Annotated in this window: 19 protein-coding genes, 1 pseudogene and 1 riboswitch; of the genes and pseudogenes, 12 read left to right on the top strand and 8 right to left on the bottom strand. The window is 56.5% G+C overall.

The annotated features are described in order from the left end of the window. Positions 1-56: 56 nt before the first annotated feature. The gene (locus C8N45_RS04120; RefSeq protein ID WP_245882537.1) at positions 57-611 is read right to left on the bottom strand and encodes a YceI family protein; all 555 of its coding nucleotides are present in this window, start codon (positions 609-611) and stop codon (positions 57-59) included. 349 nt (positions 612-960) lie between these two features. Here C8N45_RS04120 and C8N45_RS04115 point away from each other — a divergent pair, with 349 nt between their 5' ends. From C8N45_RS04115 to C8N45_RS04085, 8 genes and pseudogenes are all read left to right on the top strand, one after another. Continuing rightward, entirely contained in the window at positions 961-1,284 is a 324-nt protein-coding gene (locus C8N45_RS04115; RefSeq protein ID WP_108384895.1) for a hypothetical protein, read from the top strand. Beyond that, on the top strand, positions 1,281-1,574 hold the full coding sequence (locus C8N45_RS04110; protein ID WP_309498503.1) for a CDP-alcohol phosphatidyltransferase family protein: 294 nt from the start codon (positions 1,281-1,283) through the stop codon (positions 1,572-1,574). The genes C8N45_RS04115 and C8N45_RS04110 overlap by 4 nt, the downstream gene beginning before the upstream one ends. A 96-nt stretch (positions 1,575-1,670) precedes the next feature. Continuing rightward, positions 1,671-2,276 carry a hypothetical protein gene (locus C8N45_RS04105; RefSeq protein ID WP_133175934.1) on the top strand — a complete coding sequence of 202 codons (606 nt, stop codon included), beginning with the start codon at positions 1,671-1,673 and terminating at the stop codon, positions 2,274-2,276. Continuing rightward, positions 2,273-2,653 (top strand): lysylphosphatidylglycerol synthase domain-containing protein, encoded by a 381-nt coding sequence (locus C8N45_RS04100; protein WP_108384892.1) that lies wholly within the window; start codon positions 2,273-2,275, stop codon positions 2,651-2,653. Before C8N45_RS04105 ends, C8N45_RS04100 begins: the two co-directional genes overlap by 4 nt. Beyond that, entirely contained in the window at positions 2,653-2,937 is a 285-nt protein-coding gene (locus C8N45_RS04095) for a hypothetical protein (protein WP_108384891.1), read from the top strand. Before C8N45_RS04100 ends, C8N45_RS04095 begins: the two co-directional genes overlap by 1 nt. A 26-nt stretch (positions 2,938-2,963) precedes the next feature. Next, the gene (locus tag C8N45_RS23130; protein ID WP_168769393.1) at positions 2,964-3,122 is read left to right on the top strand and encodes a hypothetical protein; all 159 of its coding nucleotides are present in this window, start codon (positions 2,964-2,966) and stop codon (positions 3,120-3,122) included. Positions 3,123-3,171: 49 nt separating this feature from the next. Further along, positions 3,172-3,855: pseudogene (locus C8N45_RS04090) on the top strand (ABC transporter substrate-binding protein); the annotation flags it as partial. A 51-nt stretch (positions 3,856-3,906) separates the two neighbouring features. Then, positions 3,907-4,296 (top strand): glycosyltransferase, encoded by a 390-nt coding sequence (locus C8N45_RS04085; RefSeq protein ID WP_309498559.1) that lies wholly within the window; start codon positions 3,907-3,909, stop codon positions 4,294-4,296. A gap of 735 nt (positions 4,297-5,031) precedes the next feature. Here C8N45_RS04085 and C8N45_RS04070 read toward each other — a convergent pair. The 3 genes from C8N45_RS04070 to C8N45_RS04060 form a co-directional block, all read right to left on the bottom strand. Further along, a complete protein-coding gene (locus tag C8N45_RS04070; RefSeq protein ID WP_168769392.1) occupies positions 5,032-6,693 on the bottom strand; it encodes an OmpA family protein in 1,662 nt (553 codons plus the stop codon). A 289-nt stretch (positions 6,694-6,982) separates the two neighbouring features. Continuing rightward, positions 6,983-8,788, bottom strand: coding sequence for a putative bifunctional diguanylate cyclase/phosphodiesterase (locus C8N45_RS04065; protein WP_168769391.1), 1,806 nt, complete (start codon positions 8,786-8,788; stop codon positions 6,983-6,985). Further along, positions 8,785-9,405: a heme NO-binding domain-containing protein gene (locus tag C8N45_RS04060; protein WP_133175933.1), complete on the bottom strand. Its 621-nt coding sequence runs from the start codon at positions 9,403-9,405 to the stop codon at positions 8,785-8,787. The genes C8N45_RS04065 and C8N45_RS04060 overlap by 4 nt, the downstream gene beginning before the upstream one ends. 138 nt (positions 9,406-9,543) lie before the next feature. On the opposite strand from C8N45_RS04060, the gene C8N45_RS04055 reads away from it, so the two are divergent. Further along, a complete protein-coding gene (locus C8N45_RS04055) occupies positions 9,544-10,104 on the top strand; it encodes a putative glycolipid-binding domain-containing protein (protein ID WP_108384883.1) in 561 nt (186 codons plus the stop codon). 22 nt (positions 10,105-10,126) lie between these two features. On the opposite strand, the gene C8N45_RS04050 is transcribed toward C8N45_RS04055, so the two are convergent. Then, positions 10,127-11,935 (bottom strand): ABC-F family ATP-binding cassette domain-containing protein, encoded by a 1,809-nt coding sequence (locus C8N45_RS04050; protein ID WP_108384882.1) that lies wholly within the window; start codon positions 11,933-11,935, stop codon positions 10,127-10,129. 9 nt (positions 11,936-11,944) lie between these two features. Further along, entirely contained in the window at positions 11,945-12,673 is a 729-nt protein-coding gene (locus C8N45_RS04045; protein WP_108384881.1) for a GNAT family N-acetyltransferase, read from the bottom strand. A gap of 72 nt (positions 12,674-12,745) precedes the next feature. Between C8N45_RS04045 and msrB the strand changes: the two genes are divergently transcribed. Further along, positions 12,746-13,138 carry a peptide-methionine (R)-S-oxide reductase MsrB gene (gene msrB, locus C8N45_RS04040; protein WP_108384880.1) on the top strand — a complete coding sequence of 131 codons (393 nt, stop codon included), beginning with the start codon at positions 12,746-12,748 and terminating at the stop codon, positions 13,136-13,138. Here the strand turns inward: msrB and C8N45_RS04035 are convergent. Next, positions 13,116-14,003, bottom strand: a complete 888-nt coding sequence (locus C8N45_RS04035; protein ID WP_108385157.1) for a DMT family transporter — start codon at positions 14,001-14,003, stop codon at positions 13,116-13,118. The genes msrB and C8N45_RS04035 overlap by 23 nt on opposite strands. A gap of 74 nt (positions 14,004-14,077) precedes the next feature. Beyond that, positions 14,078-14,226: riboswitch (FMN riboswitch) on the bottom strand. 186 nt (positions 14,227-14,412) lie between these two features. Further along, positions 14,413-14,901 (bottom strand): outer membrane protein assembly factor BamE, encoded by a 489-nt coding sequence (locus C8N45_RS04030; RefSeq protein ID WP_108384879.1) that lies wholly within the window; start codon positions 14,899-14,901, stop codon positions 14,413-14,415. Positions 14,902-14,986: 85 nt separating this feature from the next. Between C8N45_RS04030 and C8N45_RS04025 the strand changes: the two genes are divergently transcribed. Together C8N45_RS04025 and rpmF are read left to right on the top strand one after the other, a co-directional pair. Then, positions 14,987-15,529 (top strand): YceD family protein, encoded by a 543-nt coding sequence (locus C8N45_RS04025; protein ID WP_375342458.1) that lies wholly within the window; start codon positions 14,987-14,989, stop codon positions 15,527-15,529. Between the two features lie 163 nt (positions 15,530-15,692). Further along, entirely contained in the window at positions 15,693-15,899 is a 207-nt protein-coding gene (rpmF, locus tag C8N45_RS04020; RefSeq protein WP_108384877.1) for a 50S ribosomal protein L32, read from the top strand. The last annotated feature ends 7 nt before the right edge of the window (positions 15,900-15,906 follow it).

Genomic DNA, 15,906 nt, shown 5'->3' with positions numbered 1-15,906 from the left:
AAAACGGTCAGGATGGCCGCTTTTGAGAGGCGATGCGGCCCAACCAATTCAGCGCGTCAGTCCCTCTGCATGGTTTCGGTTTCGGTTTCGATCCGCACCGCAACCGTATCACCGACCAGACCATTATTGACGCCGTAGGTCATCCCGTAGGTACTGCGGTCCAGCGTGGCATCAATCGAAAGACCCAGAACAAACCGTTTGTGGCCGAAGGGATAAACTGCCGCTTTGTTCAACTGCACATCCAGCGTGAAGGTCATGGTTTGGCCCAATATGGTCAGAAAACCTGTCACCTGCCCTGATGTATCGCTCGTCGGTGTGCCGCCATCGGCGACAAAGGTGATTTGCGGATGCGCCGAGACATTCAGGAAGTCTTTGCTTTTGACAAGTCTGTCGCGGCCGGCGTGAAAACTGTTCATAATGTCGGACTGAATCGACACCTGCACATCACTCAATTCCTGCGTGTCCATATCGTAGGTGAAACTGCTGGTGACGTCACGAAAGATGCCAAGCGTATCTGCATATCCGAGGTGCGCCACAGTGAACATGACGGTTATGTGGTCTGGATCCAACTCATCGCGGGCCGGGTCGGCTAGCGGGCCGGGTCGGCGCAAGCGCCATTTGCGCCAAAAAGCACCAAAGCAATGGGACAGCGCTCGAAGCGTGTCAGTCTCCTGAAGAGGGTTGGTAAATCTCTTTTGGATGATAGTTCAACCTAGCACAGCTTTCATATGGCGCCAGTGCGACCAGTTTCGAAACGGCGCAAAGATGGAACGAGACGTGACCAGCCAACAGATGACATGTGCGACATGAAACGTACACCGCGCGCGGGGGGCCGATGGACGGATTGATCCAGAACGCATTGTCGCGGCCATCGACAGCGCGATCATGCCGCATGGTCCCGATATATTATCCCTGCAAGAGGCCGACGGCGAATGAAGACCACACGGACGCATCTTTGACATGGAAAAGATTGTCGGCATGACCGGACTGACCTCCGCTCATGCCGACCCAAAGCTGCGACGGGGCTCCGTAAGTGATGGGTTTTTAGGCACAAACCTGTTCACGTATCCCCGTTTCACCACGACGCACGCAGATGTGATCGACCTGCCCGGGCATTGCCACAGGAGGGCGATCGCGCTTGAACTGGCCGACCAGGCCCGCCGTTTCCGGGTCATTTCGACACATCTTTCATTGTCGCAACTTTCATTGTCGCAACCTTTGCGCATTATCCAGATGCGGATTGTCAGGCAGTATTTACGCAGACAATACTGCTGGGGGACTTGAACGAAGGGCGGCCGTGGCGCGGTTTCGCCTTTGCAATGGACAGGCTGGATGGCTGGCTGGCGCGCCGCACGGGCCATACCTCGGACTTCGGAGCGCGGTTTGATATGGAAGCCGCTGCGCTGTTCGGTGACGTCCTGTCGCTCATTATCATGCGGTCCGGACAAACAGGCCCAGAGGTCCTGATACTGGGATTTATGCGTTATGCATTTGTGATCACAGGGTTGTTCATCCCCAAACTGAGGGGCGTATTGCCACCAAGTACGCGGCGCAAAACCATTTGCGTGGTGTAAATATCGGCCCTGCTGTTTCATTTTGCCCGTGATGCCGGGTTTCAGACCGCCGCGATTATGCCAGCGATAACATTGGGGTGGCCCGAAAGCAGCAAAATGGGTTTTGATCTGGTTTTTCCGGCTGCCGATATCCCCTTTTGCGGCGCGCGGTTAAACTGGGTGACAATGCCCGATCAATTCACCCTTGCAGCCTACGCCGACCTGCTGCCCCCTGATCCGCTCCCGGATTTCATCCAGATCGCCCTGATCTCATCCCATGCCCCTTGGGTCCCGATCCCTGACATGGCGCCATGGGACCAAGTCGGTGACGGCACGATCTTTAGTCCGATGGCGGCGGCAGGTCCGACCCCGCGCGAGCTTTGGAAAGACTATAACAACGTGCGCGACCAAGACCGGCTGGCGATTGATTATACCCTGCAGGCCACACTGACACATGTCGCGCGGCCGGGCGATAACGCGCCACTGGTGCTGATCATCGGGGATCATCAAGCCGCAGATTTCGTTGCAGGCAGCGACAACCGCGACGTGCCTGTCCATATGATCGGACCGCAGGCGGTCATAGAGCGGATCAACAATTGGGAGTGGACCGCCGGGCTGATCCCGGCCGCTGATTTGCCTGCCCTGCGGATGGACAAATTCCGAAATCGGTTTCTGGAAACCTTCAGCTCCCGCAAAGTTCTGGCCGAGGTGTCGGAGCAATGACGCTTCATGCGCTTAAATTCGCTGTTTCGGCTGGCCTGTTGGCGATTGTTCTGTGGCTGGCTGGTGCCCAACACGTCATGACGCATCTGCAAGGTGCCGAAATCGGCTGGCTGGCTGACGCCTTTGCTACGCTGACGCTGCTCACCTTCTTGATGGCGCGGCGCTGGCAACTGACGGCACATGCGCTCTCGATTGAGCTGGGCTACCGTCATGCTGTGGCCGAATATTACATCCCGCAACTGGTCAATCTGATCTTGCCGGGTGGCGTCGTTCGTGACGTCGGGCGGGCGGTGCGTCTGCGGCAGAAAGGCGATATGTCCGGACAGCACAATCTGTTGCCGCCGAACGTCTGCTTGGGCAGAGAACAATCTTTGTGATGATGGCCAGCGCCTTGGGGGTGGCGATGATCCTGCCCGGCGGGATCGCGTGGCCTGTATGGACGTGGGCCGCAATTGCCGGGCTGGCCGCTGGCCTGTCCGTGTGCGTTATCATTTCATGGCGCGACACGCCGATGGGTCGGTTCTTGCAGCTTGTTCTGGGCCTGACCCGGCAGCGACGTCTGCTGCTTTTGTCAGGTGCTATTGCCGGGCTGTTGGTTTTCAGCCTTTACGCCTGTGCGCGAGCGACCGGAACGGTCCTGCCCCCCCCGACACATGGCTGACGCTGCTGCTGCTGGTGCTGAGTGCCATGCTGGTTCCGCTTTCTGTGGCGGGCTGGGGCTGGCGCGAAGGGGCGGCCGCCGTTTTATTCCCGCCGACAGGTGCGACGCCGTCAGTTGGGATCGCAATGGGTATCGCTTACGGGGCGATCATGACAATCGCCGCCCTGCCCGCCCGTTCTTCATGATCAGATTTCCAATTTTTCAAAGTGACACAACCATGGAACGGAATTCAAAATGAATGCATCACTCTTCCCAAACCGACGTCAATTCCTGGCAACGGGCGCCGCAGCGGTTGGGGCAACCCCGCTGCTTGCAGACGCGCACAGCACAGTGAATTCCCAACTGTCGTGGCTGAATTCGGTGCAGTTCGGTGGCAGATATATTGCCGCACGCAAAGGATACCGGGATGCAGAAGCGCTGGATGTTTCACTGATACAAGACGGCCCAAACGCCCCGGTTGATCCCCCTGTGGTGTCGGGCACGGCTCTAATGGGCATTTCCGCTGCCGACTATATTGCCGCGGCGGTCGCACAGGCTGCGCCCTTCAAGATCATCGCGGGCGCGATGCAAAAGAACCCCTTTGAAATTGCGTCACTGGCTGCAAACCCGGTCAACACGCCTGCAGACCTTATTGGCAAAAGGATCGGCATGGCAGTTTTCAAAACCCCGATTCTACGGGCGCTTTGCACGCTCAATCACATCGATATCAACCAGATCGAGATCGTTTCGACACAGGACGACCCTGCCCCGCTTGTCACTGGTCAAGTCGATTGCCTGCTCTGCTGGGCAACCGATTTGCCGGTTGCGATGACCATCAAGGGGATCGAGAATATAACGATGCTGATGGCGGATCACGGCTATGCCATCCATTCCCTGACTTACATTGCAACCGAGGACAGCATCGCAAACAGACGTGCTGTAACTTCGTGACAATCTCTTCAGGTTTGTGTCACTTGATTCCCATATTCGATCCTCCGTTTCCTAACTATACGGGCGGACCAATTCAGTGGGGGAGGATCAATATTTGCGCTGGCGACCCGCTACGAAGGGTATGGCATGGTCCTGAGCGAAGCGATGCTGAACGGCCTGCCGATCATCAGTTGTGGCGCGGGCGCGGTGGCCGATACGGTGCAGGATGCCGGGCTGCTTGTCGCGCCAGACGACGCAAACGCATTCGCCGCAGGCCTCAGGCAGCTTCTGACCAATGCACAGGACCGGCAAGTGTTACGCGCAAAGGCGCGCAACCTGTCGCAAAGCCTGCCAACTTGGAGCGACACTGCAAGATGCGTCACACGTGTGATCAAACAGCACGCGGAAACCCATCTAACCGCAAACAATCAAAGCAAATTTTCACAATGAAACCGCTGCGTGGTCACAAGTCTGCCTGATCGGTTCAGCATTGCCGTGCCCGGTGAGCTGTCAATTTCAGACAAGGTGCACTTTCAACCTAAGATCGAAGCGGCAGGAGAAGCCCAAATGAACATCACTGGTCTACACCGACCCGCCGTCGGTCATCAGCGCATTTGCGCTCTTGCGACGCGCCTGAAAGGACCTCACAAGCACCGACAAACGATCATAACTGTCGGGCAAGCGGGCCAGGGATTTCCGGATGTGATCGCCGCAGGGTTTCTTGTACGGCCTCTTCAGGGTGCTGCTGGCAAGCCGTCCGTGCTGCGCCCCAAGTTAAGGCAGATGCCCGCCAACCTTTGAAATTATGCAGCTGTCAGAGCGGCCTCCGGATGTGGACCGCTCCTGAATTATCCGGCTCGATCAATATGCGCAGGCTTCACCACATCTGTTTCATGTCACGAAGACTGGGACGCGAGCCGTTTCTTAAGAATAGCCCTCTCTCTGGTGAGTTCCTCAATCCTTCTGATTTCAACTTCGCGTTCGATCCGTGATTGTTCCAGATTATCTCTCCAGAACTTCAGGTCAGAAGACATTGATGCGATTTTCTGAGCCGTTCCGAAGCGCCACAAGAGATAACCAAGCATAAGCCCCAACACGAACGTGCAGGTCATGAAAAATAGTATCTGGATTAGAAGAACGGACATAGTCATTTCCAAACGATATCAAGTTGGGGTTTGTTTCTTTCTAACGCCGAAGCCATTCGAATGTTATCCGGCGGTTTTGGGCGCGGCCTTCACTGGTGGCATTGTCAGCAATTGGCACAGTTTCGCCGTAGCCAGTCGTGCTCAAAGCCTCAGCGGGCACACCACGCGCAACAAGAAATTCCTGAACTGACCGCGCGCGTGCTTCACTGAGTGTTTGATTTATTGCCTCGCCGCCCTGGCTATCGGTGTGGCCACCGATGGCAAGATCCAGACCCGCATCAATGCATTGAACGGCAAGCTCAGACAAGGCCACAAGCGCGGGTTCAGAATTCGCAAGAATTGTAGATGTGCCCATTTCAAAGCCCGTTTTCTCTTCGCCAAAAATGGCGGCAGTGCCTGCTATGCAGCTCTCCAGCGTCTGTGCGGCTGCGACGTCTTGCGCAGGCGTGTTTGCGCCCGTAACAACAGTCGCCGATTGCAGGGTCGCGATTTCGCTTTCAACATCATTGATGCGGCCCATCAGGACCGTCACCGTCAGGTCCTGAATTTCTGCCTCTTCTGTCAATGCTGCAACACGTTCCTCAGCCGCTGCGAGCGCTTGCGTTCTTTCAGACAGGGTGGCCTGCAACTCTGCCAGTGCGCTGTCGGCGTCGGTTGATGCTGCCACAGCGCCGCCCTCCAACTCGGAGATGCGCGACTGAAGCGCTGCTATTTCCGCTTGCGCTTCTTTTTGTTCGACATCGATGCCAAGGATAATACCATTCAGCGTTTCGATGGTTGCATTGGACTCTGCCAGCGCGCTGCGAGCCTCTGCCAATTCGCCCTCGACCGCCGAGTTGGCGGTTTCGACCGTTTCGCTTTGCTGGCTGGCCAACTGCGATTCAAGATCTGATACCTGCGCGGACAATTTTGCGGTTGTCTCGACCAGCGACGCGCGTTCTGCATTCGCTGCGTCAAGTTGCGCGCGCACCTGTGCAAGTTCGCTCTCTAGCGCGTTCCGTGCAGCCTGCGCCGTCGTGCCCGCCGCCAACAACTCTTCGTTTTGCGTCTTTAGCGCTGCAATCTCGGCCTCAAGCGCCGTTTTCTGTTCCATCAAAGCAGCTTTGGCTGCCGCAAGATCGGCGGCGCTTTGCGCTGACAAGGCGTCGTTCGCAGCAAGCAGGTCCGTGATACGCTCTTCAAGAACCGCCTTCTCGTCGGCAAACGCCGCCTGCAAAGCGGCCTCATCTCCAACAACCCGTGCGGTGTTTGCTGCGGCCAATTCCTGATTACGGGCTTCCAGTTCTGCGATTTTGGTTTCGAGACCCAACTTCTGATCGGCAAAGGCTGCCGTCGCGGCTTCCAGATAAGCAGCCTTGTCGAACGAAGCCAGTTCCGCATTGGACGCTTCAAGCGCGGCATTTTCCGCCTCTAGCGCCAGCTTTTCGGCATCAAACGCGGCTTGAAGTGCTGCAAGTTCCGTATCGCTGTTTTGCGCATTCGCGTCAGTCAACGTGCTGTTACGACTTTCAAGATCAGCAATCTTGTCTTCAAGGGCGCGTGTTTGCGCGACCAACTCTGCGCGTGACGCGTCAAATTCTGCGCGAAGCTCTGTCGAGGTTGCCGCAATCTGGCGGTCAATGCCAGCAGGCAAAAACCGGAAGGCCGCGAAAAACGCCAGCGCTGTCAAAAGCAAGACAACAGCAATAAGCGATGGCCTCATATTGATACTCCCCGTTAACCATTTGATCCTATCGGACTTGGGCCAACGTGTTAACCTGCATTTGTGACGCTCTCTAGTCGTCAATGTGGAGCAAATACGCCCTTTATTGCCATTGGTGGTATTTTTATCAAAGCGGGCACGGGCGCTGATGATCGTCATTTGGCCCGAAAGGTTAACGCGTTTGCTTCAAAGCCTGCAGGATTCGTTGCGTGGATGTCTCGCCATATCTGTTCAGTCAGATCACTTGAGAGATGTTGAAGCGAAACTCTCCGATCCTGCGCGATCGTTGTCACCTAACATTGCATGCTTCGATCTGTCGTGACTGTGCCCAATCCCAGAAATCATTGGAACTCATCGGTTTTGCGAAATAATACCCCTGCACATAGTCACAGCCCATTTCCTGAACAAGCTGCAAGTCCCTGACATCTTCGACACCTTCGGCAACGATCTTGAGCCTCAGTTGCTGGCAAAGGCCAATGATCGCTTTGGTCATACTGCGGATGCGCTTGCTTGAGTGCAGACCGTTGATAAAGGAACGATCGATTTTGACGGTATCCACCGGAACTGAAATCAAAGACGCGATAGAGGCATGGCCAGTCCCGAAATCATCAAGCGCCAGTTTGAACCCTGCAAAGGAAAGATCGGCGGCACCCTCAAGAACAGGCGCGTTAGCGCCGTCAATGAGAATCGACTCAAGAAGCTCAAAACAGATTTGGGATGGCTTGATCTTTCTTTGTTCAATATCGCGCATGATCTCGTCCACGAACGTCTTGTCGCCAAGTTTTTCAGCCGTCAAATTAAAGGACATCTGGTCCAGTTGCAGACCATAGCGCTGCCATTTCTTGAACGTATCAAGCGCCAACTTCCGCACCTCATGATCAATGCGCCCCATCATCCGGTTTCTTTCGGCCACGAATATGAACTCCACAGGGTTCAGCAGGCCCAACTGGGGATGCAGCCAGCGCACCAGAACCTCAGCACCTGTCAACCGGCCGGTCGCGGGTTCAATCTGGGGCTGAAAGAAAGGTACAAACTCTCCGGCTGCGAGCGCAGGTTCCATTTCACGGGTCAGCCTGCCCATCAGGGCATATTTTCTTCCAAGTCGTGCATCATAAACCTGACTTCGCAGTCGCCCGCCTTCCTTTGCTTCAAAAAGGGCGAGATCAGCCTCCAACAGAAGCTGATCAAGCGATTTCGTCTGTCCTGGACAGGCCGTGGTTATCCCGATGCTTGCACCGATCTGGACCCTGCTACTCTCGTATTTGATGGGCTCCGATATCTGTGAGATAATGGAAAACGATAATTTCTCGGCCTCTGCCAGCACATCTTTGCCAGTTATGAGCGCTATGAACTCATCACTGCTGAGCCGGGCGACGAAGCCATTGTCACCAAACGCGCTGCGCAGAACGTTGGTTGCTGCCTTCAGAACAAAGTCGCCCGCAGCATGGCCGAACATGTCGTTGACCTGTTTGAACTTATCAAGATCGATGAGCAGGAATGCCAGGGCCTTCCCGTCTTGCTTTTGCGATCTGAGCATTCTTTCGGCATGGTCGGAAAACGCCCGCCTGTTTGGCAAATCAGTGAGCGGGTCGGTATTCGCACGGCGTTCCGCCGATTGTTTGGCGGACTTCAGCTTTTCTGTGAGATGCTGATGCTCAGTGATCAGTTCCTGCTGAACCGACAGCGAATTGAACAGATCCATGGATGGATCGGCAAAGGAAAAATTCCCCTCCTCCAGATCAAGAATTTCGACCGAGCTCAGCAAGCTTTGCCCGAACGAGCAGTTTACGATAAAAGTCCGGTCGTCATCGCTGATCGAGATAAATTGCGACCGAAAGGCAATTCTATGATCGCCATCAGGCCGCATGAGGGTCACTGAAATCTTGCGGGTCAGGAATCTCTTGAAGTCCTTGGTCTTGCTCAGTGCCCGCGGAGCCGTGACCTTGAATATATCCAGCAGGTTTTTGCCCGCCAGTGGTTCACCATATGCCTTTTCAAGCGTTGGACCGCTATGCAGAATAGTACCATCAGCATCAAAGACTGCGGCACAAGGACAAAGACTCTCCAGGATTGCCCTTGGCAGCGGGTCCCTCATTTTTGCCATATCCCACTGACATAGCGCAGTGAAAAAGTCGTTCTTATGTCGTCATACGCAGGTCTCGGGTCGATTGAAACTTCTACCCTTTCCCCGGTTTCTTTTGCCAAACCGTAGATCAGGCCGATCACCATCGGTTCCATCCCCTCGCGCTCACTGCCATAGTGCAGCTTATCGACGCCATCCTCACCTTTTTCATAGTCGAAATAGGGGGGTCTGAGATGCGGCAAAGACAGTTTGATGCGGTCATGCATGTCGTTCAAAGCTTCAAGGTTTTCCTGCAACGAGTTCTTTTTGGAAATCTTGAGCAGCCGGGCAATGCTGCTATCGGACGAAAATTGAATCCAATATTCGCCGAAAACCCGAAGCACCTCATCGGTGCCCATCTCGTAACGTTTTGAGATAATATCAACCAAAGTATAGGTAATTTCGTCAGGATATGACAGCAAACCTTCGAAATGATCTGTTTCGATACCGGCCTTTTCGCAAATTTGCACCCAGTCATCGGTGCCAAAGTTCTCTTCGATAAGACTTTGGATCCCATGATTTACCATACCATACATTTGCGTGTACCTCATATTGGCCCTGTTCTTCTTAGGCTCATAGGCGAATGTCACTTACAAACGGTGAATCACTCTCCTGTTTGAGCCCTGCAAATCGGTCTCTTGGAAAATGCAGGTCTTTAATTCCGGCCCATTGCGTGCGGGGGTTCTTTCAGCGCAGGATTGCTCAAACCTGCAATTCGGGGCACCACAATGAAAACAGACGTGCGGTGGAAACCATGGATGGGCAATGGGTTAGAGCATTGCAACGCCACGCTGGATGATGAGGGCTTGACCCTGAGCGGTGTCGTCGCGGGCGCAAGAGAGACCGAATACGGAGCCTATTATGTCGTGCGCACCGACACGATGTTCCACACCTCAGAGGTGCGCGTTCAATATATCGGTGGTCCTGTCCTACACATTGAAGCCAATGGCGAAGGAGAGTGGTATGATCTTCTGGCTGATGCACCGCTTCCGGATTTGAAGGGATGCATCGATGTTGACATTGGCGTGACACCAGCAACGAACACGCTACCGATCAAGCGGCTGGGGCTGAAACCCGGCGAGAGTTGCGATATTGTTGCCGCCTATGTGCCTTTACCCAGTCAGGTCACGGGGACATTCACGCCAACAGCAGCCCGACAACGCTATACCTGCATCGAAATGGGCCAGACATATCGTTACGAAGGCCTGTTCCGCGGCTTCACAGCAGAATTGCAGATCGACGCGTTCGGCCTCGTTCTGGACTACCCCGAAACGTTCCGACGGGTTTGATGGAACCCTGCCCGCTTTTGAACTATTCGGCGGCTTTTTCTTCCAGCATCAGCCATTCTTCTTCGGCATCGGATAGCGCGGACTGCCGTGCGACCAATGCATCCATGGCCTTCTGGAACTTCACAGGTTGCTTGGTGAATAGTTCGGGGTCTGACATCAACTCTTCAAGTTTGGCGATTTCTGAGGTCAGCGTGTCGATGATGCCAGGCAAGGCCTCCAACCGGTGTTTTTCAGTAAACGACAGGCCGCTGGCGGCTTTCTTTTCGACCTGTTTTTCCTTTTTTGCCAGTGGCTTGCTGGCCACAGATGCCTCGGTGAAGTCACCGCCGCGTTGCGCACGGTAATCGGTCCAGCCGCCGGCGTAGACAACGGCCTGTCCGTTGCCCTCCATCGCGATTGTCGTCGTGGCCACGCGGTCCAGAAAGTCGCGATCGTGGCTGACCAGCAGTACCGTCCCATCATAATCGCCCAGAATATCCTGCAAAAGATCAAGGGTTTCGATATCCAGATCGTTGGTCGGCTCATCCAACACCAGCAGATTGCTTTCCCGCGCCATCAGCCGGGCCAACAACAGGCGGGCCTTTTCCCCTCCTGACAGCGACCGGACTGGCGCACGCGCCTGCGCCTCGTCAAACAGAAATTCCTTGAGGTAGCCCACCACATGTTTCGGGGCGCCGCGTACCATGATCTGATCGGACTTGCCGGACACGCCAAGTTCTGGATCGTTCGCCAGATTTTCCCATAAGGACATATCAGGATTCAGGGCTGCACGGGTCTGATCGAACACGGCGATATCCAGATTGGTGCCCAGTTTCACCGACCCTGCATCCGGTTCAACTTGACCCAGTAACATCTTGATAAGTGTGGTTTTCCCAACGCCGTTTGGGCCGACAAAGGCAATCCGGTCGCCTCGCTGCACAGTCAGGTCGAAGTTCTTGACAATGCTCTTGCCGTCAAAGGATTTCGTCAGGCCGAAAGCCTCGATCACCTTTTTGCCGGAAGTGGCGCCACCGTCAAACGCCATCGCAGCCGTACCCTGACGTTTGATCTGACTGGCCTTTTCTGCACGCAAATCCTGCAATGCGCGCAACCGGCCCTGATTGCGGGTCCGGCGGGCGGAAATTCCCTCGACCGCCCAACGCGCCTCTGCCTTGATCTTGCGGTTCAGCTTGTGACGCTGCTGGTCCTCTTCTTCCCAGACCTTGTCGCGCCATTCCTCAAACCGGTCAAAGCCCTGTTCGGCGCGGCGCACAGCGCCCCGGTCGATCCACAGTGTCGCACGCGTCAGCGCACGCAGAAATGCGCGGTCGTGGGAAATCAGGACAAAGGCGGCGCGGGTCTGTTTGAGTTCGTTTTCAAGCCACGCAATCGCCTCGATATCCAGATGGTTGGTAGGTTCGTCCAGCAACATCAGTTCGGGGGCCTCGGCCATGAGTTTCGCAAGGGCCGCACGGCGACGCTCGCCGCCAGATGCAGTCGCCACAGCGCCAGCGGGGTCAAATTTCAGGCCCTCGGCAACCATATCAACCTTATAGGCCTCATCAACATCCAGACCGCTGGCGGCATAGTCACCAAGGGTCGCAAAGCCTTCCATGGTGGGGTCCTGCTCCATATAGCCGACGGTCACACCCGGCGACACAACACGGGTGCCGCTGTCCGGCTCCACCAGTCCGGCCATGACTTTCATCAAGGTGGATTTGCCTGACCCATTGCGGCCGACAAGCGCCACACGGTCGCCGGGTTGGACAACCAGAGACAGGTCTTTGAATACGGGATCACCGCCAAAAGTCAGGGCGATGTCAGAGATCTGGAGTAAGGGTGCACGTGCCATGCCCGCCTGCTAAGGCAGGGCGGTTGCAGGCGCAAGGGCGCGCAGCGCACGAGCGCGCGCGTGGGGCACTTTTGCGACCTCAAGACAGGTAAAGACATGCAAGGTCTGCATCTGTTCATCAATCACTGCATGGTCACTGACCCATCCGCCCATGGCCAGATAGGTGCGCAACAGCGGCGGCATGGGCTGGCGACCCAAAGATGGAACATCCGCGAAGCGGATACAATTTGGCAGCAGCCTGGCCGGGCGCAAGTGCGCGGGCCCAAGGTGCCGGCGCTGAAGACGGGCCAAGGCCTGTCCATAGGGTACTGGATCAACCCCCGCAAAACTGGTGCAGCCAAACAACATGGTCGCCCTTGTCCGGTCCACATGCCCCGTCAGCGCGCCCCAGACTGTGCGCAAGACATCCGCATCCATCACCTCCGGGGCCACGCAAACTCGCCCAAGTTCCACCATGGGGGACTGGCAACCGCTCAACGCTGACAGATCATAGAATTGGGCCGCATAGCCGGCTTGCGCGGATGGCCCGTCAGCCCAGTCAAACAAGCGCGCCGTCGCAACACAGCGCCCGTGCGCATCCTGTACGATCAGATGGCGGGCAGCCGCGTCAAACTGATCGCAATCGAACCCGTCACTGCCGAAAAAGCACCGCTGCCGCAGCGCCTGACAGGCCTTCACCTCTGCCGCCGTGTGGGCAAACCGGGCAAGATACCGTCCCATCTGATACGCAAATGTCATGAGTTGCTGCCTTGGCGAAACCCGCTTTGCGCCCTAACTTACGGGGCAAGTAGAAAAGGAACAACCAAACCAATGGACAAGATCGTCAAATCCGACGCCGAATGGCGCGCCCAACTGTCTGACATGGCCTACAAGGTCACCCGCAAGCACGGCACCGAACGGGCGGGCACCCATGAGAATTTCCCAAAGGAACCCGGCACTTACATGTGCGTGTGCTGCGGCGCGCCACTGTTCGAGCAGGATGCGAAATTCGAAAGCGGCACCGGCTGGCCGTCTTTTTATCAGCCCATCGACAGCGAAATGGTCGGGGAAAAGGTGGATCGCAGCTTTTTCATGAAGCGCACAGAAGTTCACTGCAACCGCTGCGAGGCGCACCTTGGCCACGTCTTTCCCGATGGCCCGCAACCCACCGGGCTGCGGTACTGCATCAATGGTGTTGCGCTCACGTTTGAACCCGAGGAATAAACCGTTCGCGCGATTCGTCCCGCAGTACCCATGCGCTGGCCAGAATAATCACCCCGGCCCCGACCCACATCAGGCCGGGGGGTGCAAAGCCGAAAAATACCAGCCCCAGCCCCACATTCAGCGGCAGTTTCAGATGGTCAAACGGTTGCAGATAGGCCGCATCTGCAACCACATAGGCACGCACCAGCAGATATTGCGCTCCCGCTACCAGAAGCCCAGACAGTGCGACAAGCCAAAGGGCTTCGCCCGGTATGAACGCCCCTGCCCCCACAAGGCCCAAGCCGTTGACCGGCACCAGCAGGACCAAGAGATAGAGCGTCAGGCTTTCGGCACTTTCGGTCAGTGTCAGGCGCTTTGCCACCAGCGATGACGCACCCCAAAAGGCCGCGGCGCCGACCGGCAGCAACGCAGCCCATGTAAAGGCATCTTCCCACGGGGCCAGAATAAGCACACCGCCAATGCCCCCTAAGGTCACCGCCAGCACGCGGGTCGGGGTAAGCGTTTCGCGCAGAAACAATCCCGCCCCAAGCGTGACAAACAAAGGCGACAAGAGGATCAGCGCAATCGCCTGCCAGATCGGAACGACCGCCAAGCCAGCCACCCAAAGCTGCACGCCGATTGCCGCAAGCCCAACCCGCAGCAGATGCATAGGCAATCGGTTGGTCCGCCACGACACCCCCCGGACAATTGGCAGAACAGCCAATAAGGCAATCGCATATTGCCAAAAAGCAACGGTGGGACTGGGCACACCGTACCGCATTGCAGCCCCCTGCACCGCCGTGTTTGCCCCTGCAAACAGCGCGCCCGCTGTCACGAAATAGACAGGCCCCATCAGGGCCTCGGTTTTCATTTGTGTCTGGATCATCGCATCTGTCCTTTCCTGCTTGCGTTGACCCAAGGCAAAACAGGACAGACCACAGGCCAAGGCCTGCAATATGCACCCGCTCTCTTTCATCCGGACTATGACCGTCGGCTCAGGCCTCTCACCTGATCTGCTTGACCCTTTGGCCAACGGCCAAAGGCGCTCGCGGGCTCACCCCGAAGGGCATACCGCCGGTGGGGAATTCCGCCCCGCCCTGAGAACCTGAAGATGCTACGCCGGTGAACAGACTAAATCAATAGTGTATCAATATGACATGTCTGGCTGCGTTCATCACCACCTTTGTCGGGGCTGTGAAGCATACCGCTTGGGGTCAAATCAACGGCCGTCCCCGGGCCAGATGCCGGGCGGGCCATATTTTCTGGTGATCTCCGCAGGGTCGTTAGACCAGCCTCTAAAACTCTGGCTCGCTATCGCCGCCAAAGAGCTGTCCCGCATCAATGCGGCCAAGACTGTTTAGCAATTGACCAAGTACGGTGACATCATTGATGCCATCATCGGTTACGCGGCGGTCAAGTGCGACGACCTGCCCATCTTCCAGCGTGAACCTTTCCACATTGCGCACCACACCCTGCGGGGTGAAACGGATCGCAAGCACCTCACGGCTGACCTCTTGCGGGGCAAATGCGCCAAAGTGACGGAACTGGCTGGAAACGTAATAATACGAATCGCCACCGGGCACGCCCTGCGACGTCGGCGGTCCGAAATTGGACACGATGGTGTCGCGAGTCGTCTGGCCAACCTGCACTTCGGCAAGCTCTGCCTGAGACGGTGTAAAGCCGTGATAGCGGTTGATTGGTGTGCATCCGCTAGCGAAAAGGGCCGCCGCGACCCAGGCACACACGCGCAGTTGCAATGTCGTTTTGCGCATACCGGGGGTCATCCACATCCTCTTGCCTTGGGCTCTTATGCCTCTTATCTCCACTACAGCACAACCCGTCACCTGTTCAAGAATGGAAGCACCCTTGGTGAAACTGCCGCAATCACATCTGCGTTTGGCTGACCTGCCCAACAGACGTCCTTCGCCGTTCTCGCTGACGCCCACCGCCGAGGAGCGGCGCGCCATTGCAGACGCATTGGGGATCGAAGGGATCAAGAAGCTGCGGTTTGAAGGCGAACTCAGTCCGCTTGGGCAGAAGGACTGGGGCTTGCAGGCAACATTGGGTGCCACGGTCGTACAGGCCTGCGTTGTCACTCTTGGGCCGGTGACGACCCGCATCGACGAAGATGTCAGCCGCACCTATCTGGCCGAAATGCCGCAGGTTGAAGGGACCGAAGTCGAGATGCCCGAGGATGACACGGTCGAGCAACTCCCCGAGACGCTTGATCTGGCAGCTGTCATGATAGAGGCATTATCGCTGGCCCTGCCACCTTACCCAAGGGCAGACGGGGCCATGTTGGAGCAGACGGTTTTTGCCGATCCCGATGTGAGTCCCATGACGGACGATGACGCAAAGCCTTTTGCCGGGTTGGGCGCACTGCGCGACAGCCTTGAAAAGAAAGACAAATAACAGCTAGCGCCGGGCTTTGGAAAAAGACTTGCACAACATCAGAATCGCAGTATGTTCGCGGCCTCTTTGACATCGCACTCGACAGGGCTGCCACAATGGCGTAGGACCCCGGCGACGCACCAGTAAAACAGGGCTTTCGGCCCGCATAGCATAGGGTTGAGACATGGCTGTCCAGCAGAATAAAGTATCGAAATCACGCCGCAACAACCGGCGCGCGCACGACGCACTTGTCGCAGCGAACCCCAACGAATGTGACAACTGCGGCGAACTCAAGCGTCCGCATCACGTTTGCCCCTCTTGCGGGCACTACGCGACACGCGAAGTTGTTGCCGACACAACCGACATCGACCTCGACGACGACGCGGCGTAACGCAGCG

It is taken from the genome of Yoonia sediminilitoris, from assembly GCF_003058085.1.
GTDB lineage: Bacteria > Pseudomonadota > Alphaproteobacteria > Rhodobacterales > Rhodobacteraceae > Yoonia > Yoonia sediminilitoris.
The sequence above is the reverse complement of the archived record's forward strand: the minus strand, read 5'-3'. Positions and strand labels throughout refer to the sequence as shown.

Coding starts and splice junctions, on each gene's coding strand:
- C8N45_RS04115 (WP_108384895.1), top strand. CDS start 961: ATGGAAAAGATTGTCGGCATGACCGGACTGACCTCCGCTCATGCCGAC.
- C8N45_RS04105 (WP_133175934.1), top strand. CDS start 1,671: ATGGGTTTTGATCTGGTTTTTCCGGCTGCCGATATCCCCTTTTGCGGC.
- C8N45_RS04100 (WP_108384892.1), top strand. CDS start 2,273: ATGACGCTTCATGCGCTTAAATTCGCTGTTTCGGCTGGCCTGTTGGCG.
- C8N45_RS04095 (WP_108384891.1), top strand. CDS start 2,653: ATGATGGCCAGCGCCTTGGGGGTGGCGATGATCCTGCCCGGCGGGATC.
- C8N45_RS23130 (WP_168769393.1), top strand. CDS start 2,964: ATGCTGGTTCCGCTTTCTGTGGCGGGCTGGGGCTGGCGCGAAGGGGCG.
- C8N45_RS04070 (WP_168769392.1), bottom strand. CDS start 6,693: ATGAGGCCATCGCTTATTGCTGTTGTCTTGCTTTTGACAGCGCTGGCG.
- C8N45_RS04065 (WP_168769391.1), bottom strand. CDS start 8,788: ATGAGGGACCCGCTGCCAAGGGCAATCCTGGAGAGTCTTTGTCCTTGT.
- C8N45_RS04055 (WP_108384883.1), top strand. CDS start 9,544: ATGAAAACAGACGTGCGGTGGAAACCATGGATGGGCAATGGGTTAGAG.
- C8N45_RS04050 (WP_108384882.1), bottom strand. CDS start 11,935: ATGGCACGTGCACCCTTACTCCAGATCTCTGACATCGCCCTGACTTTT.
- C8N45_RS04045 (WP_108384881.1), bottom strand. CDS start 12,673: ATGACATTTGCGTATCAGATGGGACGGTATCTTGCCCGGTTTGCCCAC.
- msrB (WP_108384880.1), top strand. CDS start 12,746: ATGGACAAGATCGTCAAATCCGACGCCGAATGGCGCGCCCAACTGTCT.
- C8N45_RS04035 (WP_108385157.1), bottom strand. CDS start 14,003: ATGATCCAGACACAAATGAAAACCGAGGCCCTGATGGGGCCTGTCTAT.
- C8N45_RS04030 (WP_108384879.1), bottom strand. CDS start 14,901: ATGACCCCCGGTATGCGCAAAACGACATTGCAACTGCGCGTGTGTGCC.
- rpmF (WP_108384877.1), top strand. CDS start 15,693: ATGGCTGTCCAGCAGAATAAAGTATCGAAATCACGCCGCAACAACCGG.